The organism is Hafnia paralvei, assembly GCF_020150375.1.
Lineage (GTDB): Bacteria > Pseudomonadota > Gammaproteobacteria > Enterobacterales > Enterobacteriaceae > Hafnia > Hafnia paralvei.
Genome location: NZ_CP083737.1, coordinates 3,031,116 through 3,055,679, shown reverse-complemented (window position 1 = coordinate 3,055,679; position 24,564 = coordinate 3,031,116). Strand labels below are relative to the sequence as shown.

Annotated in this window: 18 protein-coding genes and 1 pseudogene; 13 read left to right on the top strand and 6 right to left on the bottom strand. The window is 48.1% G+C overall.

The genetic code is table 11. The features are described 5' to 3' along the window. The first annotated feature begins 137 nt into the window (after positions 1 to 137). Together K9N75_RS14345 and K9N75_RS14340 are read left to right on the top strand one after the other, a co-directional pair. Positions 138 to 1,745: an ABC transporter substrate-binding protein gene (locus K9N75_RS14345; protein WP_224451770.1), complete on the top strand. Its 1,608-nt coding sequence runs from the start codon at positions 138 to 140 to the stop codon at positions 1,743 to 1,745. Positions 1,746 to 1,847: 102 nt separating this feature from the next. Then, positions 1,848 to 2,705, top strand: a complete 858-nt coding sequence (locus tag K9N75_RS14340) for a hypothetical protein (protein ID WP_224451769.1) — start codon at positions 1,848 to 1,850, stop codon at positions 2,703 to 2,705. Positions 2,706 to 3,054: 349 nt separating this feature from the next. On the opposite strand, the gene bglX is transcribed toward K9N75_RS14340, so the two are convergent. Next, a complete protein-coding gene (bglX, locus tag K9N75_RS14335) occupies positions 3,055 to 5,373 on the bottom strand; it encodes a beta-glucosidase BglX (RefSeq protein WP_224452615.1) in 2,319 nt (772 codons plus the stop codon). 106 nt (positions 5,374 to 5,479) lie between these two features. Further along, positions 5,480 to 6,550 (bottom strand): LacI family DNA-binding transcriptional regulator, encoded by a 1,071-nt coding sequence (locus K9N75_RS14330; RefSeq protein WP_224451768.1) that lies wholly within the window; start codon positions 6,548 to 6,550, stop codon positions 5,480 to 5,482. A gap of 331 nt (positions 6,551 to 6,881) precedes the next feature. On the opposite strand from K9N75_RS14330, the gene K9N75_RS14325 reads away from it, so the two are divergent. From K9N75_RS14325 to hybE, 8 genes and pseudogenes are all read left to right on the top strand, one after another. Further along, the gene (locus K9N75_RS14325) at positions 6,882 to 8,189 is read left to right on the top strand and encodes an MFS transporter (RefSeq protein WP_039185461.1); all 1,308 of its coding nucleotides are present in this window, start codon (positions 6,882 to 6,884) and stop codon (positions 8,187 to 8,189) included. 32 nt (positions 8,190 to 8,221) lie between these two features. Continuing rightward, positions 8,222 to 10,591: a glycoside hydrolase family 31 protein gene (locus K9N75_RS14320; protein ID WP_224451767.1), complete on the top strand. Its 2,370-nt coding sequence runs from the start codon at positions 8,222 to 8,224 to the stop codon at positions 10,589 to 10,591. A 1,032-nt stretch (positions 10,592 to 11,623) separates the two neighbouring features. Further along, positions 11,624 to 12,778, top strand: a complete 1,155-nt coding sequence (gene hybO / locus K9N75_RS14315) for a hydrogenase 2 small subunit (RefSeq protein ID WP_008814001.1) — start codon at positions 11,624 to 11,626, stop codon at positions 12,776 to 12,778. 2 nt (positions 12,779 to 12,780) lie between these two features. Beyond that, positions 12,781 to 13,761, top strand: a complete 981-nt coding sequence (gene hybA, locus K9N75_RS14310) for a hydrogenase 2 operon protein HybA (protein WP_224451766.1) — start codon at positions 12,781 to 12,783, stop codon at positions 13,759 to 13,761. Beyond that, positions 13,754 to 14,996, top strand: a pseudogene (hybB, locus tag K9N75_RS14305) (Ni/Fe-hydrogenase cytochrome b subunit). Before hybA ends, hybB begins: the two are co-directional and overlap by 8 nt. Then, positions 14,938 to 16,641: a hydrogenase 2 large subunit gene (gene hybC / locus K9N75_RS14300; protein ID WP_008813998.1), complete on the top strand. Its 1,704-nt coding sequence runs from the start codon at positions 14,938 to 14,940 to the stop codon at positions 16,639 to 16,641. Before hybB ends, hybC begins: the two are co-directional and overlap by 59 nt. Then, positions 16,641 to 17,135: a HyaD/HybD family hydrogenase maturation endopeptidase gene (locus tag K9N75_RS14295; protein WP_064573395.1), complete on the top strand. Its 495-nt coding sequence runs from the start codon at positions 16,641 to 16,643 to the stop codon at positions 17,133 to 17,135. Before hybC ends, K9N75_RS14295 begins: the two co-directional genes overlap by 1 nt. Further along, positions 17,125 to 17,628, top strand: a complete 504-nt coding sequence (gene hybE, locus K9N75_RS14290) for a hydrogenase-2 assembly chaperone (RefSeq protein WP_008813996.1) — start codon at positions 17,125 to 17,127, stop codon at positions 17,626 to 17,628. Before K9N75_RS14295 ends, hybE begins: the two co-directional genes overlap by 11 nt. Before the next feature lie 60 nt (positions 17,629 to 17,688). Here hybE and K9N75_RS14285 read toward each other — a convergent pair whose 3' ends face one another. Genes K9N75_RS14285 through K9N75_RS14275 form a run of 3 tightly spaced genes read right to left on the bottom strand, consistent with a single transcriptional unit; the run spans position 17,689 to position 20,538 of the window. Beyond that, on the bottom strand, positions 17,689 to 18,405 hold the full coding sequence (locus K9N75_RS14285; RefSeq protein WP_130974456.1) for a DUF554 domain-containing protein: 717 nt from the start codon (positions 18,403 to 18,405) through the stop codon (positions 17,689 to 17,691). 36 nt (positions 18,406 to 18,441) lie between these two features. Continuing rightward, a complete protein-coding gene (locus K9N75_RS14280) occupies positions 18,442 to 19,029 on the bottom strand; it encodes a UbiX family flavin prenyltransferase (protein ID WP_008813986.1) in 588 nt (195 codons plus the stop codon). A 9-nt stretch (positions 19,030 to 19,038) separates the two neighbouring features. After that, the gene (locus tag K9N75_RS14275) at positions 19,039 to 20,538 is read right to left on the bottom strand and encodes a UbiD family decarboxylase (protein ID WP_008813985.1); all 1,500 of its coding nucleotides are present in this window, start codon (positions 20,536 to 20,538) and stop codon (positions 19,039 to 19,041) included. 222 nt (positions 20,539 to 20,760) lie between these two features. Between K9N75_RS14275 and K9N75_RS14270 the strand changes: the two genes are divergently transcribed. Then, positions 20,761 to 21,666, top strand: coding sequence for a LysR family transcriptional regulator (locus K9N75_RS14270; protein ID WP_008813984.1), 906 nt, complete (start codon positions 20,761 to 20,763; stop codon positions 21,664 to 21,666). Between the two features lie 90 nt (positions 21,667 to 21,756). On the opposite strand, the gene K9N75_RS14265 is transcribed toward K9N75_RS14270, so the two are convergent. Further along, a complete protein-coding gene (locus K9N75_RS14265; RefSeq protein ID WP_215758063.1) occupies positions 21,757 to 23,223 on the bottom strand; it encodes a C69 family dipeptidase in 1,467 nt (488 codons plus the stop codon). 312 nt (positions 23,224 to 23,535) lie between these two features. On the opposite strand from K9N75_RS14265, the gene K9N75_RS14260 reads away from it, so the two are divergent. Together K9N75_RS14260 and K9N75_RS14255 are read left to right on the top strand one after the other, a co-directional pair. Further along, the gene (locus K9N75_RS14260) at positions 23,536 to 24,039 is read left to right on the top strand and encodes a DUF1097 domain-containing protein (RefSeq protein WP_008813982.1); all 504 of its coding nucleotides are present in this window, start codon (positions 23,536 to 23,538) and stop codon (positions 24,037 to 24,039) included. A 139-nt stretch (positions 24,040 to 24,178) separates the two neighbouring features. After that, positions 24,179 to 24,517 carry a hypothetical protein gene (locus tag K9N75_RS14255; RefSeq protein ID WP_039187529.1) on the top strand — a complete coding sequence of 113 codons (339 nt, stop codon included), beginning with the start codon at positions 24,179 to 24,181 and terminating at the stop codon, positions 24,515 to 24,517. Positions 24,518 to 24,564: the final 47 nt, after the last annotated feature.

Below are 24,564 nucleotides of genomic sequence, written 5' to 3'. Positions count from 1 at the left end.
CCTAATGATATGGCTGGATTTTTTTTAATCATATCGTTAAGCACAACACCGTAAAAAGATAATTCGCGAGATCCAACACAACAATCTCATGGTCTGAAGCGTAACGTATCCGCACTGACGACTGATAAGGGTATACCATGAAAATATTAACGCCATTGTGGCTGGTCAGCCTGATAAGCGTGGCACCATTATATGCAGCACAAATTCCAGCAGGTACAACGCTCGCTCCTCAGCAGGTTTTCCGTTACAACAACCACAGCGAACCCAGCACGCTCGATCCGCAGAAAATCGAAGAGAACACCGCAGCACAGGTTGCGTTCGATCTGTTCGAAGGATTGGTATGGCTGGATGGCAATGGAAACGTTCAACCGGCTCAGGCTAAAAGCTGGAAAATAAGCGACGATGGTAAACAGATTGTCTTCACCTTACGCGAAAATTTGCGTTGGTCAGATGGCTCGCCGCTCACCGCAGAGGATTTTGTGTTTGCTTGGCAACGTGCGGTTGACCCAGCAACAGGGAGTCCTTTCGCCGACTATCTGGCTGCAGGGCACGTTGTGAATGCTGCACACATTGTCAGCGGTAAAATATCGCCACAGCAATTAGGCATCAAAGCGGTTGATGCGCGTACTTTACAGGTTGATTTAGAGCAGCCAACGCCTTGGTTTATTTCAATGCTGGCATGGCCTACCACTTTCCCTGTTCCACACACCGTAGTGCAGAAATATGGCGAAGACTGGACTCGACCAGAACACCTCATTTCTAACGGGGCGTTTGTGCTGGCAAACCGGGTCGTGAATGAAAAGATTGTCGCGAAACCTAATCCGCAATATTGGAATCGCGCAGAAACTGTTCTTACACAGGTTGAGTATTTAGTGGTTGATAACGCGGTTTCTGGCTACAACCGCTATCGTGCAGGTGATTTAGATTTAACGTGGGTGCCAGCCGATCAAGTTAAAGATATTCAGCAGAAAATGCCTGATGAATTACACATTATTCCGCGTTTAAATACCGAATATTATAATTTTAACACCTCGATGCCGCCGTTTAATGATGTGCGGGTGCGTCGTGCGCTTTATTTGACGGTTGACCGCGATCTTATCGCCCATAAAGTGCTTGGCTTACGTGAACCCGCAACCACGCTGACTCCGCCTCAGGTTACCGGCTTTAAGCCTCCTGTACTGGATGAATTAAATGAGCCGCTAGCACAGCGAGTGATTCTAGCCAAAGGGCTACTGCATCAAGCGGGCTATGATGAGCAACACCCACTGAAATTCGAGCTGTTTTACAATAAATATGATCTGCATGAGAAAACGGCTATTGCGCTTTCGTCTGAGTGGAAGAAGTTGCTGGGCGTTCAGGTCACGCTGCGTAATATGGAGTGGAAAACATACTTGGATGCACGTCGGGCCGGAGATTTTATGTTGTCGCGCCAGTCTTGGGATGCCACCTATGATGAGCCATCGACGTTTTTAAACACGCTGCAATCAACCAGTGTCGAAAATGTGGGACACTGGTCAGATGCTGAATATGATAGGTTATTAAAGCAGGCCGAGAGCGTTGCCGACCCTGTGACTCGTAATGTTTTATACTCGCAGGCAGAGCTACGAATTAATCAGCAGGCACCGATTATCCCTATCTATTATCAACCGTTAATCAAATTGTTAAAGCCTTATGTGGATGGTTTTCCGGTCCATAACCCGCAGGATTATATCTATAGCAAAGAGTTGTATATTGTTGCACATTAGGTTTAGTTTGGCTTAATTCAATATATCACCATGGGGGGGAGTCAGTTGCCCGGTGGTGATATATTATGAAGTTATGGTTTTTATCAATGGAATTGATTATATATGAATAGTGAAAACACGGATGTGATTGATGATGTAAATGATTCTTCTAAAGGAGTATCTGGCGCAGAAACTAACATCATACCGAAGAAAATTAATCGCGCGATAAAAAATGGCTGGCAAGCGGGAATTGTTTTGTTTGTGTTGACACTGTGTCTTTTTGTTTATCAATGGATAGTATTTAAAACGCCATTGTGGGATTTAATTGATGTGGTGATTTATTTACTGTTGTCTTATGGGGTTTATCGACGCAGCCGCACATGCGCTATATTGATGTTGTTGTTATATATTCTTTCTCAGGCGATAGCACCAAAATTATATTATATTGGCAATGTGAAAACGGAGTATCATTTTAATATATTGTTGATTGTTTTAATCGTGTGTTTCTCATATGGTGTCGTAGGAACGATAGAGTTTCATCGTTGGCGTAAAGGGAAAAAATTCAACGATAAAAAAATAACTAAATATATGTTTGCTTGCGCAGTTGCCTCATTTCTTCTTTTGTTGGGGATAATGAAAGGCACTGAGTGGATAATGCAAAGAATTACACCGGCTCAGTGGGCCGCGGTTGACGAAGATATTTCGAAGACCAAAAGTTCGTATCCATTAAAGCTAAATAATGAAATAACAATAAAAGACGTTTATCGTAATAATAATGTATTAACCTATGAATATACATTAACGGATGTGAAAAAAGAAGATTTCACTAGGTTGAATATATATCGACTTAGTTTGCCAGCATTTAAAAATATGTGTAATCAGCCAATTATCCAGTTATACAATATGAAAGTCGAGTATCTCTTTATGCGTGGTCTTGACCAAATTAGTCTGACGTTTGATAAGGGGGATTGTCCACATTAGCTCAAATGACGAGCTTGCTATTTTCACGGTCATAGCGTCATCATATCCTTACTCTATGACCGTAAGAATTATGTCACAAATAAAATATGTTACAGTAAAGATACTTATGATAGCCCATATGTTGCTCTCTCCCAGCATGCTGGCGAGCATCGCCAACGATAGACTAAACGCAAACATGATGAGCCAAGAGGCTATCTTATCAGGCATAATATCTCCTGAAACTCTGTACGACTAACGGTAAATATAATTATGGGCTGGAATAAAGCTATTTCAAGTTATGTGTCAGAGGTATTTTTATCGGTAAGCGGGTGGAAGCTTGTTCAAGCATTCCACCGCTATTTTCTCTATTTTACAGCAGCTCAAATTCTCCCTGATTAACTCGCTGCGAATCTAACCCAATAAATACGTTAAACTTGCCTGGTTCTGACACATATTTCATTGAAGCATTCCAGAACTTGAGTTGGTTCTCATCAATCTTAAAGTGAATGGTTTTTTGCTCGCCAGATTTCAGCATCACTTTCTCAAAGCCTTTCAGCTCTTTAACGGGGCGACTCATGGTGGCGGTTTTATCCTGAATATAGAGCTGAACTACCGTCGCACCGTCACGTTTACCGGTGTTTTTCACCGTCACGCTTGCGGTCACCGAACCATCGCGTTTCATTATTGGGCTAGACATCTTCACGTCAGAAACGCTGAAAGTGGTGTAGCTCAATCCATAGCCAAACGGATAGAGTGGGCCATTTGCGGCATCGTAATAATGCGAGGTGTATTTCTCTGGTTTTTCCGGGTTGTAAGGGCGACCGGTGTTCAGATGGCTGTAATAAATAGGGATTTGTCCAACTGAATGAGGGAAGGACATCGGTAGTTTGCCGGATGGGTTGTAGTCACCAAACAGAACATCGGCAATTGCATTGCCCCCTTCGGTGCCTGAGAACCAGCTTTCTAAGATCGCATCGGCCTGCTGGTCTTCTTTTTCAAGCGCCAGTGGACGGCCGTTCATCAGTACTAGAACCAAAGGCTTACCCGTTTGCTTCAATGCAGCAATCAGATCACGCTGGCTTTGCGGAATAGTAATATCGCTGCGGCTCGAGGCTTCATGTGCCATGCCTTGTGCTTCACCGACAACGGCCACGATGACGTCAGATTTTTTCGCTGTGGCAACCGCTTCGTCAATCATCGCCTGTGGCGAGCGCGGATCGACGGTTACGGCTTTCTCATACAGATTCAGGAAATCAGTGATCCCCGGATCGTTAGAGACATTGGCACCTTTGGCATAGACGATTTGCGCTTTGTCACCCACGGCGTTGCGTAGACCTTGGAGCACGGTGACCGATTGATCAACGACGCCGGCAGCAGACCAACTACCCATAACATCACGTTTGCTGTCGGCCAATGGGCCGATCAGGGCAATAGTGCCGGATTTAGCTAGCGGCAGGGTGTTTAAGCGGTTTTTCAGTAGCACCATGCTTTCACGGGCGACGCTACGTGCCTCAGGGCGATGCAGGCGACTTTCCGCATTAGTATCAACCGGATCTGAACCGACAGGCCCCAAATGACTATAGGCATCGGTAAACAACCCCATGTCATACTTCACGTTTAAGACATGACGCGCCGCATCATCAACCTCTTTTTCGCTGACTCGACCGCTTTTTACTAAGCTAGGCAGGTATTTGCTGTAATACTCATCGCTCATGCTCATGTCGATGCCAGATTTTACCGCCACGCGCACGGCATCCTCCGGATCGCTAGCCACACCATGCTTAATCAATTCTTTGATTGCACCGTGATCGCTAATCGTGATGCCCTTGAAATTCCACTCATCACGTAGGACATCTTTTAACAACCAACTGTTGGACGTGGCAGGCGTGCCGTTAATGGAGTTTAATGAAACCATCACACCGCCGCTGCCAGCATCTAAGGCCGCTTTATAAGGTGGCATATAGTCTTGGAACAGGCGCTGCGGACTCATGTCCACCGTATTGTAATCGCGTCCTCCCTCTACCGCGCCGTAGGCGGCAAAATGCTTCACGCTGGTCATGACAGAGTTACGATCCGCCGGATTGTTGCCCTGCATCGCTTCTACCATTAGGCGGCCCATCTCCGACGTCAAGTAGGTATCCTCGCCAAAGCCTTCAGACGTTCGCCCCCAACGCGGATCGCGGGTGACATCCACCATGGGCGCCCACGTCATATTTAAACCATCTTCGCTAGCTTCATAGGCAGAAATACGCCCTACGGTAGTCACTGCGTCACGGTTCCAACTGGATGCTAATCCTAGGCTAATCGGAAAAACGGTACGCTGGCCATGAACCACGTCATAGGCAAAAAACAGAGGGATTTTCAGGCGACTGAGCTGCATCGCCTGATCCTGCATCTTACGAATATCTTGGCGGGTCACCGTATTAAAAATCGCCCCGACCTGACCCTGTTTAATCATTTCGCGAATGGCTTCTTTAGGATTATCTGGCCCTACGCTGATAAGACGCATCTGACCAATTTTCTCATCGAGCGTCATTTTGCTCAGCAGATCGGTGACAAAAGCATCACGCTGCTGGGTGGATTGTGGTTTCACCAAGGGGTGAGCCGGTTGTGTTGCGTCTGCATAGACTGGAGACAGCGTAGTAGCAATCAGTCCTGCGACCAGACTGAGCGAGCAAAGCCATTTCATCGCGGAGTTTTCTCTTTTGTAAGCTGCTTTTGCAGCGTAGGGAAGTGGTGGCAGTTTGCCATAAGCGGTATTCGTTAATACATGAATTTTACTGTGTTTTGTTGGGTTAATCATAAAGGCTGTCTTTCTGTACCAGTGCCTGATTTTGGCTGGTACGGATGCGGCGCACAGAGTCACGTATGACCAGTGTTCCGTTGAGCAGTAGGTTACCTACCGGCGTATTAGGCTGCATCAGGCGGCGTTGCAGCATGCGTACGGCTTCTTCACCCAATTCATCGCGGGGCACATGTACTGACGTAAGTGGAATATCGTGGATAGCGGCCAGGTTAAACCCATCCATACTCATGACTGAAATGTCCTGAGGCACGCGTAATCCCGCGTTCAGCAACGCATTGACTGCACCGACAGCCATATAGTCGCCGCCGGCCAGAATCGCCGTGGGGCGATGCTCGGCAGGACTGTGCTCTAAAAACTGTTTCACGGCAAGTTCGGCGTCCGTAGCGCCAAAACTCGGGGTAGAGAGCAGGGCGGTTTCCTCATTAAACGGCAGGTTATTCGTTTGATAGGCTTCACGGATCCCCGACAAACGCAGCTCCATAGTGTCGCGACGTAAACACAGCAGACTCAGAATGTGGCGGTGTCCTTGTTCAAAGAGATAGTTAGCCGAGAATGCGCCGATCATTTGATGATCGGGGGCAATGCCCGGTAAACGCATTTTGCGATCGCGACAGTTGACCAGAATACAGGGTTTACCTAAATCAGCTGCGAGGGAATGAATGTACGGATCGTCGATCCCAATCAATATGGCAGCCTCGGTTGCCGGCTCGTTCATCTTTTGCAGGAACAGAGAAACGTCATTGTCATTTTCTTCTAGGGAACAGTAACGCAACCGCACCTCATGAGGTTCTAGTGCTTGAGCAATACCCTGTATCACCTTGTAGTAGAAGATGTCAGACCGCACATCAAAAGCCCGTTGAGGAGCAAAAACGACTAAGCCGTTAAGCAGCATTCTGCCTGTCGATATATCATCAAGCACCCCATGCTGACGAGCCGCGGCTAAAATCTGCTGTTTGGCAGACTCACTGGTGTTTGACTTTCCCGATAACACGCGTGAAACCGTGCTGATAGATAATCCTGTTTGGGCAGCTATTTCCCTTATTTTTAGCTTTCCGTTCATTTTGTGATCTCGTTCAAATTCGAAAATGACAAAATTTTCATAAGCCAATAATCGCCATTTAACGGGTTTTTTTGACTGAAAATAATCGTTTTTAAGATTCTCATGAAAATCTTTGCAAAAAAGTGCGTATCCCCACGTTTTTAACTTCTTTACTCTCAATTGGTCGACCAATTTCATGCTGTGTTTTGGCCGATAAATTAAAACAATCAAATTAAAATCAATCGGATAGTCAAAGTCAGCAATAAAATCATTGGTTGGACACGTTATAAAACCTGATATACCAATAATGTGTCAGACGAGTGTTTGTTGCTACCGCGATCAGGGGATCACGATGAGTCTTGATATGAATCAACCCGCTGTAGCTGTAAAGGGAAAGCGTAAGATCAAGAATTTGCGCTGGTGGATGTTGGCGCTGTTTCTACTCGGTGTGACGGTGAACTACATCACACGTAACTCGTTGGGGATTTTAGCGCCAGAGCTCAAAACCAGTTTGGGAATGACCACCGAACAATATTCGTGGATTGTTGGGGCTTTTCAGATTGCTTATACCGTATTTCAGCCGTTATGCGGTTGGCTGATTGACGTCATTGGTCTGAAGCTCGGCTTTTTGATATGCGCAGGTATTTGGGCATTAATGTGCATGTTGCATGCAGGTGCGGGCAGTTGGATGCAATTAGCCATTTTGCGTTTCTTCATGGGGGGCGCTGAGGCTGCTGCGACGCCGGCTAATGCGAAAACCATCGGCGAGTGGTTTCCGAAAAAGGAACGTCCGATTGCTGCAGGTTGGGCCGGTGTCGGTTTTTCTATTGGTGCAATGCTGGCACCGCCGATTATCGTTATTGCTCATGCTTCATTTGGCTGGCAGGGGGCATTCATGTTCTCGGGCGTACTGGCCATGTTGTGGGTGATCCTATGGTGGTTGTTTTACCATAACCCAGATAAACATCCGAATCTAAGCTCATCCGAACTGCAATATATCAAGCAGGATAATGAACCGGCGCCGGTGAAGCTGCCTTTCTTCAAGGCGTTAGCAACGGTTTCTAAAAACAAGCGTTTCTATGGTATTGCGCTCCCAGCCTTTATGGCCGAGCCTGCGTGGGCAGTACTCAGTTTCTGGGTACCGCTTTATTTAGCTAATGAGCGTGGCATGGATCTAAAGCAGATTGCTATGTTTGCTTGGTTGCCGTTCTTGGCTGCTGACTTGGGCAGCGTGGCCAGTGGGTATTTAACCCGAATCTACGCCAAACTATTTGGTACCTCACGCGTTAATTCTATTGTTGCAAGCTCGGTCACCGGTGCATTTTTGATGCTCTCTTTGGCACTGGTCGCCATCACTCAAGACCCCTACATCACCATTGCATTGATTTCAGTAGGTGGCTTTGGCCATCAGGTGATCTCCTGCATGTTGAGCGCACTCGTGGTTGAGTCCTTCGATAAAGGTCAAATGGCAACGGTTAACGGAATGCGCGGCTCCTTTGCGTGGATCGCCAGTTTCTTGTTCTCTCTGTTGATCGGTGTGACCGCCGATAAAATTGGCTACAACCCGCTGTTTATCGCGATGGGCTTTTTTGACCTGATTGGCGCGGTATTCCTGATCGCATTTATTGCCGAGCGTCGTCAGAAGACGCATCAGGCATGATTATTTTTTATCTATTTTAGACGAGTACTATCATGAAAACGTTGAAAAACTGGGTTCTGAATCATCAAGCTGCCGATCACGTTGAGCTTAAAGTTGACGATCAGCATCTGTTCCGTATTTACGTTCTGGAGTCTGGGCTATTCCGTGTGTTGATCAAACAGCGCGGTGAGCTAGCGCTGAACCGTACTTGGAGTATTGCGCCGCAGGCTGATGTACCTTGGGAAGGGCGCGATCGTGAAAGCACCGAAGGATTTACGTTACCGGCGTTTGAGCTGGAGCAAACTAATAACGGTCTGCGTATTAGCACTGACCGCATGCGAGTTAGCGTCAATCAGCCTCTATGGCTGCAATGGGAATACCGCAATGAGGCGGGAGAATGGCAGCTACTCGCTGCCGATCGTCCAACCAGCGCCTATTTGCTGAATGCGCACGGCGATGGCGTAGCCCATTATCAACGTCGATTTCCGACAGAGAGCTATTATGGCCTAGGCGAAAAAGCAGGCGATCTTAATCGTACCGGCGGTCGTTATGAAATGCGTAATTTGGACGCGATGGGCTATAACGCGGCTTCAACCGATCCACTCTACAAGCATATTCCGTTTACGATTACTCACAGAGATGATGTCAGTTTTGGCCTGTTTTATGACAACCTCAGCAGCACCATGCTGGATTTGGGGAATGAGCTCGATAACTACCATCTGGCCTACCGTCGCTATCAGGCCGAAGCAGGTGATTTGGATTACTACATCTTCGTTGGGCCGAAAGTACTGGATGTCACCAAAGCTTTTGTTCGCTTGACCGGTAAGACGCTGTTTGGGCCAAAATGGAGTCTCGGCTATAGCGGTTCAACCATGCATTATACCGATGCGCCGGACGCACAAAATCAGCTGATGAAATTCATCGAGCTGTGCCGTGAACACGATATTCCGTGTGACTCATTCCAGTTATCCTCCGGTTACACGTCGATTAACCATAAGCGATATGTCTTTAATTGGAACTACGACAAAGTTCCGCAGCCAAAAGTGATGTCGCAGGCATTCCACGACGCAGGGCTAAAACTGGCGGCGAACATCAAACCTTGCTTGTTACAGGATCATCCTAAGTATCAGGAAGTGGCACAGAAGGGGCTGTTTATCCGTGATTCCGAATCCGATAACGCAGAGCGCTCAGTGTTTTGGGATGATGAAGGTTCGCACCTTGATTTCACCAATCCAGCAACGGTGAAGTGGTGGCAGGATAATGTCACCCAGCAGTTGTTAGAGATGGGCATTGATTCTACGTGGAACGACAACAACGAATATGAAGTCTGGGACGGTGAGGCACGCTGCCATGGTTTTGGTGAGGAAATTGCCATCAAGCAGATCCGCCCAGTAATGCCGTTGCTGATGATGCGTGCTTCCTTAGAAGCTCAGCAACGTTTTGCACCGCAGCAACGTCCATATCTTATTTCTCGTTCTGGTTGTGCCGGTATGCAGCGCTATGTGCAAACCTGGAGCGGCGATAATCGGACCAGTTGGCAGACTTTGCGCTACAACACTCGGATGGGGGTAGGGATGAGTTTGTCAGGTCTATATAATGTGGGGCATGACGTCGGCGGGTTCTCTGGCGACAAACCAGATGCCGAGCTATTTGTGCGCTGGGTTCAGAATGGCGTGATGCACCCACGCTTTACCATCCATTCGTGGAATGATGATCACACCGTCAACGAACCTTGGATGTACCCAGCGGTAACCCCTGCGATCCGTGATGCCATTGTATTGCGCTATCGTCTATTACCTTATTTCTACAATCTGCTGTGGCAGGCCTGTGAGAACGATGAGCCAATGCTGCGTCCAACGTTCCTCGACCATGAAAATGATGCCGCAACCTTTGCAGAAACCGATGATTTTATGCTGGGTAAAGACCTATTGGTCGCCAGCGTAGTAGAGCAGGGGCAGCGTCTGCGTGATGTTTACCTACCAGCCAATGAAAGCGGTTGGTATGATTTCTACACTGGCCAGTGGTTCAGCGGCGGGCAGACGATTACCGTCGACGCTCCGTTAGAACGTCTTCCGCTGATGGTTCGTGCGGGGGCAATGTTACCAATATCAGGACGCACCGCATTTGTTGACTCTTCCGCTGATGATTCACGCGAACTGTTGCTGTTTCCACCGATGGGCAAAGGCAAAGACAAAGGACTACTGTTTGAAGATGACGGTGAAACCCATGCTTGGCGAGAAGGTCATGCACTGTGGCTAAATTGGGAAATCACGGCGGATAATCAGCGAATTGACGTTAACTTCACGCGTAAAGGAGATTTCCGACCTGCGTGGAAGGAAATCACCCTTCGTCTGCCGGCAGGGGAAACACGTCAGTTGTATGTAGATGGGGTGGAGGGGGATCGTTATCAGGTGGGGGTATGAGAGCATGCTCGCTAATATAGGGGGGAGAGTTCGTATGCCTGTTGTTGATGTTGTTTGGCGTTAGGTTTCGTACGCCTAATACACCGAAATATACATGCACTCCGTGCAGGCGTCCGAGTTGGGGGGCCAATCGCTGCCCCCCAACACCCCAGCTTGGCACCGTCCTTCAGCCTGCTTCGCAGGTACCCGAATCTCGTCATTCCGGCTTTAACGGAACGAACGGCAATCGCCATCCTGGCTCCTCCGTTCTTTCGCCGACATCCCTGTCGGCGAATCCTAGCCTTCATTCCTCCCTTCGGCTGAAGAACAACGTGCCGGAAAGGTCAAAATCAAAACAAAAAGCGTGGACGGTTTTTAGTTTAAGCATTCGTAGGGAGAGCCGGCACGACAGGGATGTCGTGACGGAGTTTGGGGCGCCCTGGATGGGCGATACCAAACCGTAGCGGAGATGGCGTCTCGGATAAAAGCGCGCGAGTGCAGAGACCACGCGCTAGTGGTCTCTGCCCGTACGCCTTCACTAGGGTATCAATGAAGCTCGATATGAACAGGCGGGCGGAACCTTAAACAACGGTGACATAGATGATAGGCGAACGAAATATTACACAACAGTTCCATCAACGATAGACAGGCTGAACCTCACACTAAATCCCACAACCCACCCCTAATATTGATAACCTCTCTATATCTCCAATAACCTTTAATATTTAACTAAAAATTTAAATGAATTTAATTTATTTAATTCTATTTTTTATTTTTAATAAAAACCACTCTCATTTAGAACGCATCTATCCAATAAGAAAAATCATATAACAGTAATCAATATAATTATTTCAACACTCGGGATAATAAAAATTGCGGAATATTTATGCTATTTAATTTCCGCTGAATCGGTTTTATTCACATAATTCGTGTTGACGTTAAGCTAATCCTTCTCAACTTGATAAAGATCAACCACAACTAGTAGGGTTAATCCTTAGCATTTGCCCACCTAAGCATTCCGCCAGACGAATGCGCATCTAAGGAATACTACGAATGGCTGAGGATAACTTTCTATCCGCACACGGTGTGAACCGTCGTGACTTCATGAAGTTGTGCGCGGGTATGGCCGCCACACTAGGGCTAAGTTCCAATGCGGCGGCTGAAATGGCTGCGGCAATTACCGACCCACAGAGACCACCTGTCATCTGGATAGGTGCTCAAGAATGCACTGGCTGTACCGAATCGTTGTTGCGGGCAACGCATCCAACGATTGAAAATCTGATCCTAAATACCATTTCGCTCGAATATCACGAGGTATTATCCGCAGCGTTTGGTCATCAAGCCGAAGAAAATAAGCATAACGCGATGAAGCGTTACAAAGGCAAATATGTGCTGGTCGTCGATGGGTCTATCCCATTAAAAGACGGCGGCGTGTATTGCATGGTCGCGGGCGAACCTATTGTCGATCATATTCGCCGAGCGGCGGCTGATGCGGCGGCAGTCATTGCTATTGGATCTTGCGCTGCATGGGGCGGTGTTCCTGCCACTGGCGGTAACCCAACCGGTGCGGTGAGTCTTGAAGAGGCTATCGGCAAACCGGTGATCAATATCCCAGGTTGTCCTCCTAACCCACATAACTTCCTAACTACCGTGGTGTATTACATCACCTACGGCAAACTGCCCGCTCTGGATAGCAAACATCGTCCCCTGTTTGCCTATGAACGTTTGATTCACGAGAACTGCGAACGTCGTCCGCACTTTGACGCGGGTCGTTTTGCCAAAGAGTTTGGCGATTACGGCCACCGTCAAGGCTGGTGTTTGTATCACCTTGGCTGTAAAGGGCCAGAAACTTACGGTAACTGCTCAACGTTGGAGTTCTGCGATATTGGCGGCGGGATTTGGCCAGTGGGTATCGGTCATCCTTGTTACGGCTGTAATGAGCAGGGTGTGGGTTTTACCAAAGGCATTTTCCAGCTAGCGAATGTAGAGAATCCGACGCCGCGCGTGGATAAACCTGCTGTAGATAACCGTGAGGGTGGGCATATTTCTCCAACGGCTACTGGCCTCATCGGCGGTGCCTTAGGGATATTGATTGGGGTTAGCTTGATGACGGTGCGTGAGCTTGGCCGCCAGCAAAAGCGCCACGAGTCCGAGCGCAAAAACGCAGAGAAAAGTCACTCTGAGCACCATGATTCACGGGGGGAATAACCGTGAACAGAAGAAATTTTATTAAGTTTGCCTCTGCCGGAGCGCTGGCTGCAGGTACGGTGACATCAGGTACTGCGCATGCGGTGGAGAACAAACCGCCCATCCCAGGTGCAGTTGGCATGCTGTATGACTCAACGCTATGCGTAGGCTGTCAGGCCTGCGTGGCGGAATGTCAGCGCTTGAATAAAAACCAGATCAACCCAAACGGCCCACAAACGTGGTCTGACAACGACAAACTAACACCCTATACCAATAACATTATTCAGGTATGGAGTGATGGTTCTGGCGTGAATAAAGACCAGGTCGAAAACGGCTATGCCTACATTAAAAAACAGTGCATGCATTGCGTTGATGCTAACTGCGTGTCGGTGTGTCCGGTGCAGGCGTTAAGAAAAGATCCCAAAACGGGCATTGTGCACTACGACCCTGATGTCTGTACGGGCTGCCGTTACTGCATGGTTGGCTGTCCATTTGACGTACCAAAATATGATTATCACAACTCGTTTGGTGAGATTCATAAGTGTCAGCTGTGCGATCAAAAAGGGCTAGAACGCATTACCAAAGGCCAACTGCCGGGCTGTGTTGAAGTCTGTCCAACCGGAGCAGTGATTTTCGGTACCCGTGAGGATTTATTAGCCGAAGCTAAAAAACGTTTAGCGGCAAAACCCGGTATGGAATATGCCTATCCGCGTCAGACATTGACCGGTGGTGATAACTATTTGCACCCGCTTGCCAACTATCAGCCTTATGTTTATGGCGAAAAAGAGGGCGGTGGGACGCAGGTATTAGTGTTGGCCGGTGTGCCATACGAAAATCTGGGCATGCCAAAACTGGCTGAACTCTCTACCGGTGCGCGCTCCGAGCACATTCAGCATACCGTATACAAAGGCATGATCTTGCCGCTGGTGGTTCTGACGGGTCTGTCAGTATTGATTCGTCGTAACACCAAAAATCACCATGACGGAGATGATGACAATGAGTGAACATAAGGCCAGTCCGTTAGGCGGCCGTTTAGTGAGTTGGCCGGTAATGGTGATGGCACCCTTCGTGGTGCTGTGCGGTATTTTCATCCTTAAACGATTGATCTTCGGGATCGGCTCCGTTGCCGATCTGAACGGAGGCTATCCATGGGGCTTGTGGATCTCGTTTGACCTGTTAATCGGTACCGGTTTTGCCTGTGGTGGTTGGGCACTGGCGTGGGCGGTATATGTCTTTAACCGTGGTGAATATCACCCGCTAGTACGTCCTGCATTGTTGGCGAGTTTGTTCGGTTATTCGCTGGGTGGCTTATCCATCACCATCGACGTCGGACGTTATTGGAACCTGCCATATTTTTATTTGCCGGGTCATTTCAATACGTCCTCAGTGCTGTTTGAAACCGCGGTATGTATGACGGTGTATATCGGTGTAATGGCGCTGGAATTTGCCCCCGTTGTGTTGGAGAAATTTGGCTGGAAAGTGCCAATGAAGTGGCTGAATAAAATCATGTTCTTCATTCTGGCTTTAGGCGCACTGTTGCCAACCATGCACCAATCCTCGATGGGATCGCTGATGATTGCGGCGGGGAATAAAATCCACCCGCTGTGGCAAAGCTATGAGCTGCTGCCGGTCTTCTCACTGCTAACGGCCTTTATTATGGGCTTTTCGATTGTGGTGTTTGAAGGCTCACTGGTACAGGCGGGGCTGGCGGGAAAAGGGCCTAACGAAAAACCTCTGTTTTATCGCTTAACACAGGTTATCGATATCTTCCTGATCCTGTTTGTAGCGCTACGCTTTGCTGAAATCGTGCTGCGTGACAAATCAGAATACCTCTCACAGTGGAATCGTTACTCTATTTCTTTCTGGTGTGAAATTGGTCTGATGTTGTTCCCACTGCTGGTGTTCCATTGGGATAGATTCCGTCGTGATTCGCGTATGTTATTCCTTGGCGCATTAAGCATGCTGCTGGGAGCTGCGCTGTGGCGCATGAACTATTCGTTACTGGCATTCAATCCGGGTAATGGTTATCACTATTTCCCAACGTCAGAAGAAATTCTGATTTCGGTCGGCTTTGTGGCGATTGAAGTCTGTGCCTATTTGTTGCTAATCCGGGTTTTACCGGTATTGCCATCGCTTGAACGTGTACATAAAGATTATCAGGCCCGAGGGAAAGCTAAAGTATGAGCCAACGTATCACTATCGACCCGATCACCCGTATCGAGGGCCATCTGCGCATTGACTGCGAAATTGAAAACGGCAAGGTAACCAAGGCTTGGTCGTCTGGCACCATGTGGCGCGGGATGGAAGAGATTGTAAAAGGTAACGATCCGCGCGATGCGTGGATGATTGTCCAGCGCATTTGCGGCGTATGTACCACGATTCATGCCATTGCATCGGTACGTGCGGTAGAAAATGCGATTGGTGCCGAGGTACCGGTCAACGCACAATATATTCGTAACCTGATCGTGGCGGCACATAGCATCCACGACCACATCGTGCATTTCTATCAACTTTCTGCGCTGGATTGGGTAGATATCACCGCCGCGCTAAATGCCGATCCGAAAAAATGCGAAGCGATGCTGAAAGGCGTTTCTAGCTGGTCGCTTAACAGCTCGGAAGAGTTTGCCAAGGTGCAGCAGAAAATTCGCGATCTGGTTGCTAGCGGCCAGTTAGGGATTTTTGCGAACGGCTATTGGGGTCACAAAGCGATGAAGCTATCGCCAGAGGTGAACCTGATTGCGGTTGCCCACTATCTGCAAGCGCTAGAGTGTCAGCGTGATGCTAACCGTGTGGTCGCGATTTTAGGCGGTAAATCTCCGCACATTCAGAATCTGGCTGTGGGCGGCGTCGCTAACCCAATCAATTTGGATGCGCCGAGCGTGCTGAACCTTGAGCGCTTGATGTACGTGAAAATGTTCATTGAGCGTTTGGGTGAGTTCATCGAGCAGGTTTACAAAGTTGATGCGGCCATCATCGCAGCTAACTATCCTGAGTGGCTCTCGTTGGGCGAGGGAGCAAAGCATTATCTAAGCGTGCCTGAACTGCCCACCGATGCCAAAGGGGGTAGCTTCCTGCTTCCGGGGGGCTATATCGAAAATGGTGATATGGGCAACTACCGTCCGATCACGAGCCACAAAGATGAATGGCTGATCGACGGAATTGCCGAAAGCTGCAAACATTCATGGTACAAAGATGATGCCATCTTAAAACCGTGGGAAGGCAAAACTGAACCGAACTACACTGGCTGGCAGGATGAAGGTAAGTACTCGTGGGTTAAATCCCCCACCTTCTACGGTAAAGTAGTTGAGGTTGGACCGTTGGCCGATCTGCTGGTTAAACTGGCGGCGAAGCACCCAGATACCGTTAAACACTTCAATGAGGTTAACGGACTTTACACAACGCTGAACGGTAAAGCCCTGCAAACTGAACAACTACATTCCACCATGGGACGCATTATTGGCCGTGCGGTACGCTGCTGTGTGCTGAAAGATACTCTGTTACAACAGTGGCAGGCGCTGATCGATAACATTGGTAAAGGCGATCACGTGGCCTTTATCAAACCAGAAATTTTGGCCGATAAAGAGTATCGCGGCGTAGGCTTTGAAGAGGCTCCACGCGGTATGCTTTCGCATTGGATCGTTATCAAAGGCGGCAAAATCGAGAACTATCAGGCGGTGGTACCGTCAACATGGAACTCCGGCCCGCGTAATACCAACGATGAACCGGGACCTTATGAACAGGCCTTGATCGGCACTCCTATTGCGGATATTGAAAAACCGCTGGAAGTTGTGCGTACCGTTCACTCCTTTGACCCTTGTATGTCCTGTGCGGTTCATGTGGTTGATACGCGCGGTGGCGAAGTCACCAAGGTTAAGGTGTTGTAATGAATACGCTGGTCTTAGGCATCGGTAACCTGTTGCTCAGCGACGAAGCGGTGGGTGTACGCATCGTTGAACGTTTAGAGCAGGATTACCGTTTTCCAGAAGGCGTTGAGTTGATGGATGGCGGCACGGCTGGCATGGAGCTGATGGAGTACATGGCGAGCCGCGATCATTTGATCGTGGCCGATGCGGTGCTGAGCGATGCCGCCCCCGGCAGCGTGATTACGCTACATGACGATGAAGTTCCCGCTTTTTTCAGCCGGAAAATTTCGCCGCATCAGTTGGGATTATGCGATGTGCTTTCGGCACTGCATCTGACCGATGAGTTTCCAAAGCGTCTCACACTGGTGGGTGTCGTACCACAGTCGCTTGAGCCGTACATCGGCATGACTCCGACGATTGACGCCGCGGTGCCGATTGCGATGGATCGTATTATTCAGATCCTGCGCGAAGATGGCTGCACGTTAGAGCACAGAGGAGTGTCGCATGACTGCTAATCCTATGACTGATGCGATTGGTGCAGATGAGTTTTGGGGATTTGAACACAATCCCACAAAACTGCTGATTGAACAGTATCAGCACATAGCACAGCAAGAGATGGCGAATCTACCGTTTTATCGCGCTGAAATGCCGATTAAGGTAGAGATGCAAGAGTATGAAGGCCAGTGGCTGGGAACGGTATTAACGCCGTGGATGCTTAGCGTGGTGATTTTACCTGGACCCGATCAGGTTTGGCCACGGCGTGCATTAGGCGAGCGTATCGCGCTTTCACTACCGCGTGGTGATATGACGTTTATGGTGGGAGAACTGCCACAAACTGGACAATTACTCTCCTGTTCCTTGATGTCGCCGATAGAGTCACATATCAGTGCCGCAGAAGGCGAAGCATTAGCCAGTGATACGCTGAAGATGCTGCTATCGTTGCCGGTGCAGGATCAGGCAACGCCTGTCAGCGTATCTCGCCGAGAACTGTTCATGCGTAAAAGGTAGTCGTTAAAGCCGCTATGCATCGTAATAACGAAGGCCGGTATTTACCGGCCTTTTTTTAATTTAAACCACTAACGTCATCCAAAGCCAAGAAAAAGGCATCACTAAGATCAAGCCCGGCAGCATATTGGCGACAGGGAACGGTTTTATATTGCAGATGCGTAGCCCTGTTGCAATCATGATAAGTCCGCCAGCGCAGGAGAAATCAGCCATCATTTCTGGTGTCACCATGGGCAGGATAAACACCGCTAACATAGCAAGTGCCACTTGAATGATGATGAGCGGAATCCCGATGGTCATCACGGCATAGCCCAACATGGTGGCAAAAATACCGGCGGTAAACAGATCCAATACGGTTTTGATATACAGAATCGAAGGATCGCCGGTCATTCCCTCATGCATTGCGCCGAAGATACCGGTTCCGCTGGCACAAAAAAGCACCAAGATGGCAACAAACTTCTCGGTGAACTCTTCATGCGATAAGCCATGAACGCGAGGGAGATATTTATTGACGACCCCTCGGGTAGATCCTGCCGCTTTACCAATCCCTTTTTCGAGAAAAATGAGCTCGCCGATTACGGCGCCCAACACCATTGCCAAAACAACGGCTGGCATGTACTTCACCTTAATAACTAAATTAATCCCCAAACCTACAGAACAAAGTCCAAAGGTGAGGGGAAGCGCGGTTTTAACCCGTAGTGGAATTTTATGACCTGCCAAAGCGCCAATGAGTCCGCCTACGATCACCGCAGCTCCGTTTACATAAGGTCCAATCAACATCGAGTTTTCCTTTCTTAAATCAATTCCTTAACCCAATCATGCTAAATGTTGGAGTTTGCCTTCGCCCCAGCGCGGGATTTTATTCAGTTCAATGCCAAATAGGTCGAGCGCCCGTGCAACGCTGTGGCTGATAATTTCATCCACGCCGTGAGGCCGCTGATACAACGCGGGTACTGGCGGGAAGATGATTCCTCCCATTTCAGTCACTAGCTGCATATTACGTAAGTGGCCAAGATTGAGCGGTGTTTCTCTCGCCAATAATACCAACCGACGCCGTTCTTTAAGCACAACGTCGGCGGCGCGGGTCAGCAGATTATCCGTCATACAGTGAGCGATCGACGCGAGGCTACGCATGGAGCAGGGAGCGACCAACATACCGAGTGTGCGAAAGGAACCGCTGGAAATCGACGCGCCCAGATGCGTGACTGGGTGCACAACATCAGCCAATGCCATCACTTCATCCAAAACGTAATCGGTTTCTAGCTCACAGGTTTTCTCTGCGCCTTTGGATATCACCAGATGTACCTCCAAATCTTCTCGATCTTTCAGTAGCTCTAGGGCTTTAACGCCATATTGAAAACCGGAGGCTCCACTTATGCCGATGATAATACGTTGGGTCGCCATCACGGCTCCTTATTCGAAATCGGGTAGAAAACGTTTCACATCCAGCTCTTTGAAACGAGAACGTTCAAAGTGCGCTTTCAGATGGAAAGGTACCGTACAGTCGAAAATAGTTTTACAGGACATACCTTCCTGCAAAATTGAAGGGCTATAGTCTGGCATTTGGGAAGGATCTAAAGGATGGCAACGCACTCCAGGGATAAAGACCGTATCGACGTCGCCCTGATAGCGGGTTTGCATGGCCCACATCACGTCGTCGCTGTCGAAAATATCAACATCTTCATCGACCAGAATCACGTGTTTCAGCTCAGAGAAGGCTGAGAAAGCCAGCAACGCGGCTTGGCGTTGACGTCCTTCGTCGACCGGCGCTGATTTTTTAAACTGCATTACCGCTAATAATTTCCCACCACCGGCTGAGTGAGCAAAGACGTTGAGAAGCTTTCCTGGCATCGCTCGTTCAACCATATCCAGAATACTGGCTTCGGTTGGGATGCCGGCCATATTGACATGTTCTTCACCCGGTCCGATAGTCGTACGCCAGATGGGATGGTATCGATGTGTCACGGCCTTGACTTTAATCACGGGCAGCGCATCTTTGGCCGCGCCGGTATACCCCGGAAATTCGGGCATGGCTTTACCGGTATTGGTATTTTGATCTTCGCGAACGCGTAGGTTTGGCAAGAGTTCGCCTTCAATCACGATCTCGGCGTGAGCAATCGCTTTTTCATTAATGGTTTTACATTGCACCATTTCAACAGCATGACCGCGCAGTGCCCCTGCAATGCTTAATTCATCAAAACCGAGCGGCGTTGTAGGCGGCTCAAAACAAGCTGCAATTTCGATAGCGGGGTCTACGCCGATACTGATAGAGATGGGCAATGCTTTACCTTGAGCCTCAGCTTTCATACGGAACGCATCGATATGGCGACCCGGCGTTAGCCACATAGAAAGCTCGTCGCGGCTCTGTACGCACAGGCGGTGAATAGTGATGTCGGATTCATGAGTATCGGGATCGGAGGCGTAGCAAAGGCCCATGGTGATATAAGGCCCCGCATCTTCTTCGGTATTGGTTGGCGCTGGAAGAAGTTTGCGTAGGTCGAAATCGGCATCTTCAGCAAAGTGAGTGACTTGCTGACATACGGCTTTATCAGCGCTGACCAGTACCGGTTGAATCGCATTTTTGACTGAGTCTTTCAGCAAGTGTCCCAGCTTTTCTGGGGCACAATTCAAAAAGTGACCGACGCGTTTACGGGAGCCGTTCAGACCAATTACAACACTGATGTCATCAAAGCCTTTAATTTTGTTAAACACCATGGCTGGGCCATTCTTTCGTGTTGGTCGTTGGCAAGTACCACCTGCGCCAACATAGCGGTAAACGCCAGAGAGCTCCGCGCACGGATCCACTTCCACATTCGTAGAGACAAGCTCACCCGGCTGATTTTTTAAAAACTCAAGCGCTGAGCGTAAATCATGAATTGGATTTTTAATTTTATTATCCGCATTATTAGCCATAATATTTTCACCTTAAACTGGAATATACGTCCCCTATAGATATATTCCCCGTATCATCGTGTGACAAATACCGTTTAGGTGATAGACACTAGATCAGAAGGGTATTAGTCATAAATACGTTAAAAGTGTTGCATTAATGTTTTGTGTTGAATTTTAGTCTATGCGAGGTCAAAGTATCAGAATCTTCTAGTCTTGGATGGTATAAGCATCGGGAAGGACAGTATGGATCTCAAAAGGCTAAAGTACTTTTGTAAAGTCGTAGAGCAAGGCTCGATAAGTCAAGCTGCACGTGTGCTGAATATGGCTCAACCTCCTTTGAGTAAACGGATACAGGAGCTTGAAGAAGAGCTTAATGCACCGCTGTTTGTCCGCAATGGAAACCGGCTTGAGACGACTGATGCGGGTTATTATCTTTATCGCAAAGTCTGTGAAATATTACGCCAGGTGGAAGATACCGCGCGTGAAACAACAAAAATATCGAATCGCGAAACACAAATATTACGCATTGGGCTAACGCATTTATTTCAAAACTACTTTAAGCCACTGCTGTTGGAATTACATCGCCGCTACCCAGAGGTGGAATTAAATATATCTGTTCTTGACTCGAGCCATCTGGAATCCCATTTAAATGATAGCCTGATCGATATTGCTCTTATCCAGAAACCACGAAAAACCGAGGGCTATGATTGTCTCGTTTTTTCACCTGTGCCAATCGTGGCGGTCATTGCTAAAAAGCTGCTGCCTGAAGTTCCACAAAGCCCTTTTCCCTATTTGGAACTGAGTCAATTTCCGCTCGTTTTACTGCACCGAGCTCGTGATGCTGGAACTTATGAAATTCTGCTGGATCACTTCCGCAAGGGAGGGAAGGAGCAACGCGTGATTATGCAGGTCACCCAACCGGGAGTGATCCTTGACTGGTTGGAGTCGGGTCTAGAGGCTGCCACTTTGTTGCCTGCTTCAGAAGTCGATGCCAGAAAGCTTTCCCATTGCCATGTGGTCGACGTTTTTCCATCGCCGATGGTATTTTTTCCTGCGTTGGTGAAAACGTCGATGGCGCCTTATACCCAAGAAGTCATGGACATTATTAAAGAAGGCTTTCCCTTTAAGTTATCTAAAGAGATTAAGTGATAATTCCATGATGTGATAATGCGGACGGCGAGCGTTTAGCTGGGAGCGAGATTTCCCCCAGCCAAACGTATTGAGGTTTCTCAGTGGCAATTAAGCCCCTTCGAAGTGATATTTCATATCGGTATCGTGCGTCATCTGGGTAATAACCTGCTGTGTTAATTTATTGGTTAACGCTAAGGCATCGGCCATGACTTTATCTTCAAAGTTCTGCAACACTTTTTGAGCCTGCTGCGGATGGGCTTGATAAAGTTTCAAATACTCTTTTTCCATGGATGCCTGCTGAGTGGCAGTATTCTTCTCAAATTCGGCGTAGGCTTTTTCTACCTCTGGCGCATAGGCGTTGTAGTTTTGCATCACCAGCGTTTGCAGCGTGCGATATTTCCAACTGACCGAGTCTTGGCTAGCGTTATCGGTACCCTTGTCGTAGCCCGGTAGGTAATGTTCGAGTCCTTGATAATAGGGAATATATACGCTGAGTGATGGCATACCGATAGCGACATACTCGACTTCACCAATGGCTTTTGGCAGGTTAGGACGTACCTGAAGGACGTGAGATTCCTGTGTGCGGAATACTGAAATTGGGCGGTAGGGTTCCTTTGGATTGGCGTTAGCATACGGATCGTGCGAGGTGCCCTGATAGTGGTTGCGCAGTGCGGCCTGCACGTCAGCAACCGATATTTTATGCTCTGGCTGTAAGAATACGGGGAACGCGGTACCGTCTTTGATCTCCGTTTTCAGGCTAGGATTGAACAGATGTTGCACTGTCCATACGCGTGGATAGTTGTAAGTGACATCATTTTCGACATCCTGTGAATAGGCTTTATGGAAATCAAAGGCACCGTCTTTAGGATTATATAGACCGTGTTTCTCGGCAAAGCTAATCAGGGTTTTTGAGCCCAGATAATTCGCGGTATCATCAGGAACATAGGTTCTTAAACGCCCTTGATTGGCCGAGACGAAATATTTATCGCTCGGTACTTTTGTTGCCATCCACTGATGACCGCTACCCGTTTCCAAATACCAGATCTCATGCTGATCGACAAAGGCAACGCCAAAGCCTTCACCTGCGCCTTTTTCTTCGATAATTTTGCCTAGCAGCTCCACCCCTTCGCGAGCGCTGTGGATCCTTGGCAGGATCACGTTTTCAATCGCGTCTTCGGTAATGCCAGTTTTCTCGACGTAGGGATCGAATTTTAGGACCTGCTGGCCATTGTAAATCGTTTCTGTTGCCGTCATCCCCACGCCAGCCTCGTTAAACCCCACTTCACCCATTGACAGGTCGTTGGTGTCAAAATCAGAAATGGCGCTGTACCGCAGAGAGGTTTCCGGTAGTGGGTAGGTAAAATCGTTAGCGTGTGACTTAAATTCGCCTTTCTGGTGTTCAACGCGCGGATGGACTAGAAAATGCTTAGGATTATTGGCGGAATAATCTTCATTACGAGCGACTAAAAATGAGCCGTCAGTCGATGCTTTATCACCGACCAAAATAGTGGTGCATGCCATTGCTGAAGGGATAATGAGCGCAGGCAGCAGGGCTGCAATGATGTGTTTTTTCATTAAAATAGCCTTGAGGTTACGATTAAAAATTTTGTCATAGCCGTAACCTAGACCTGTGTTTTTGAGAAGACAACGAACCCTGAGTGATTATTTCTTGTTGAAGTGTCCGCATTTGTAGCCATATTCGTCAAAAAGGGGGGATTCTAAATTTTGTTAGCAAAAATGAGTGCTTAAAAAACCAGCTTTATTTGTGATAAAAATCACAATAAAATGTAATCATGCAAACACTTCACTTATAATTTGTGAACCCAGTCAACGAATAATCTGTTCCCATCGTTAAACTACTTTTTTTGAATACGTGAGATTTCCATCATGAATGTTTTGGTTGCTATCGCCATTACCACCGGCATCCTTTCTGGCATTTGGGGCTGGGTAGCGGTTAGCCTCGGTCTACTAAGCTGGGCGGGTTTTCTCGGTTGTACAGCCTATTTTGCTTGTCCACAGGGCGGGCTGAAGGGGTTTGGCATCAGCTTTTGTACACTGCTGAGCGGTGTGTTCTGGGCTGAAGTCATTATTTATGGTGGAGCGCTACGCCCAGAGTGGACGATCATCGGTTATATCTTAACGGGCATTGTCGCTTTCCTTATGTGCATTCAGGCGCAGCAGCGTTGGCTGGCTTTTGTACCCGGTACTTTTATCGGCGCCTGCGCCACCTTTGCGGGTAATGGTGATTGGAAGATGGTTGTTCCTTCACTGATAGTCGGTCTGGTGTTTGGTTACGCCATGAAAAATAGTGGTTTGTGGCTGGCTGCTCGTAAGCAAAATCGCGTAACACAGCCAACCGTTGAAACAGATAACAAGTCGGTTAGCTCATAATCACTTTTCGCTCCAATCTGTTGCAGATAACGACGCCATTACCGTGTGAATTCACAACTCCTTTCAGGTGATTTAATTTGCTTCTTGAGGGGCTTTGAGGCTATTTAACGGTAATGGAAAAACTTCCGGGGCAATTAGCATGGATGGATTGGGAGTTGCTCTTTTTATATGGTCGTTTTATCTGTCTGTCATTTATCTGATCATTCTATCAACGGTATGTCTAGGCGCTCTCGGTGGTAGCCTGAAATGTCGCCATATTTTGCTGTGGATTGAAGCTCCGCAAATCGCGTCTGTGGTTTCATTCTCTGCCGTGATGCATTGGGGATATTTATACGATGGTGTGGTGAGTGTCATTGTGTTTTCAGCCGCGGCTATGCTTTTTTCACTCATCGTTGCACTCTTGGTGAGTCGCTGGCTGGGCCATCCTTTTCACCTGTGGATCGTATGCCACATCATTTTTATCACCATGCTAGGGTAATGCTGGTCACTTAAGCGTGATTTTAGGGGAAGTACACCGATGGGGTC

What these genes read in the sequence shown, in the direction of transcription:
- K9N75_RS14260 (WP_008813982.1), top strand. Translation starts at nt 23,536, where the DNA reads ATGAATGTTTTGGTTGCTATCGCCATTACCACCGGCATCCTTTCTGGC.
- bglX (WP_224452615.1), bottom strand. Translation starts at nt 5,373, where the DNA reads ATGAAATGGCTTTGCTCGCTCAGTCTGGTCGCAGGACTGATTGCTACT.
- K9N75_RS14340 (WP_224451769.1), top strand. Translation starts at nt 1,848, where the DNA reads ATGAATAGTGAAAACACGGATGTGATTGATGATGTAAATGATTCTTCT.
- K9N75_RS14255 (WP_039187529.1), top strand. Translation starts at nt 24,179, where the DNA reads ATGGATGGATTGGGAGTTGCTCTTTTTATATGGTCGTTTTATCTGTCT.
- hybO (WP_008814001.1), top strand. Translation starts at nt 11,624, where the DNA reads ATGGCTGAGGATAACTTTCTATCCGCACACGGTGTGAACCGTCGTGAC.
- K9N75_RS14265 (WP_215758063.1), bottom strand. Translation starts at nt 23,223, where the DNA reads ATGAAAAAACACATCATTGCAGCCCTGCTGCCTGCGCTCATTATCCCT.
- hybC (WP_008813998.1), top strand. Translation starts at nt 14,938, where the DNA reads ATGAGCCAACGTATCACTATCGACCCGATCACCCGTATCGAGGGCCAT.
- K9N75_RS14330 (WP_224451768.1), bottom strand. Translation starts at nt 6,550, where the DNA reads ATGAACGGAAAGCTAAAAATAAGGGAAATAGCTGCCCAAACAGGATTA.
- K9N75_RS14280 (WP_008813986.1), bottom strand. Translation starts at nt 19,029, where the DNA reads ATGGCGACCCAACGTATTATCATCGGCATAAGTGGAGCCTCCGGTTTT.
- K9N75_RS14320 (WP_224451767.1), top strand. Translation starts at nt 8,222, where the DNA reads ATGAAAACGTTGAAAAACTGGGTTCTGAATCATCAAGCTGCCGATCAC.
- K9N75_RS14285 (WP_130974456.1), bottom strand. Translation starts at nt 18,405, where the DNA reads ATGTTGATTGGACCTTATGTAAACGGAGCTGCGGTGATCGTAGGCGGA.
- K9N75_RS14345 (WP_224451770.1), top strand. Translation starts at nt 138, where the DNA reads ATGAAAATATTAACGCCATTGTGGCTGGTCAGCCTGATAAGCGTGGCA.
- K9N75_RS14295 (WP_064573395.1), top strand. Translation starts at nt 16,641, where the DNA reads ATGAATACGCTGGTCTTAGGCATCGGTAACCTGTTGCTCAGCGACGAA.
- K9N75_RS14325 (WP_039185461.1), top strand. Translation starts at nt 6,882, where the DNA reads ATGAGTCTTGATATGAATCAACCCGCTGTAGCTGTAAAGGGAAAGCGT.
- hybE (WP_008813996.1), top strand. Translation starts at nt 17,125, where the DNA reads ATGACTGCTAATCCTATGACTGATGCGATTGGTGCAGATGAGTTTTGG.
- K9N75_RS14270 (WP_008813984.1), top strand. Translation starts at nt 20,761, where the DNA reads ATGGATCTCAAAAGGCTAAAGTACTTTTGTAAAGTCGTAGAGCAAGGC.
- K9N75_RS14275 (WP_008813985.1), bottom strand. Translation starts at nt 20,538, where the DNA reads ATGGCTAATAATGCGGATAATAAAATTAAAAATCCAATTCATGATTTA.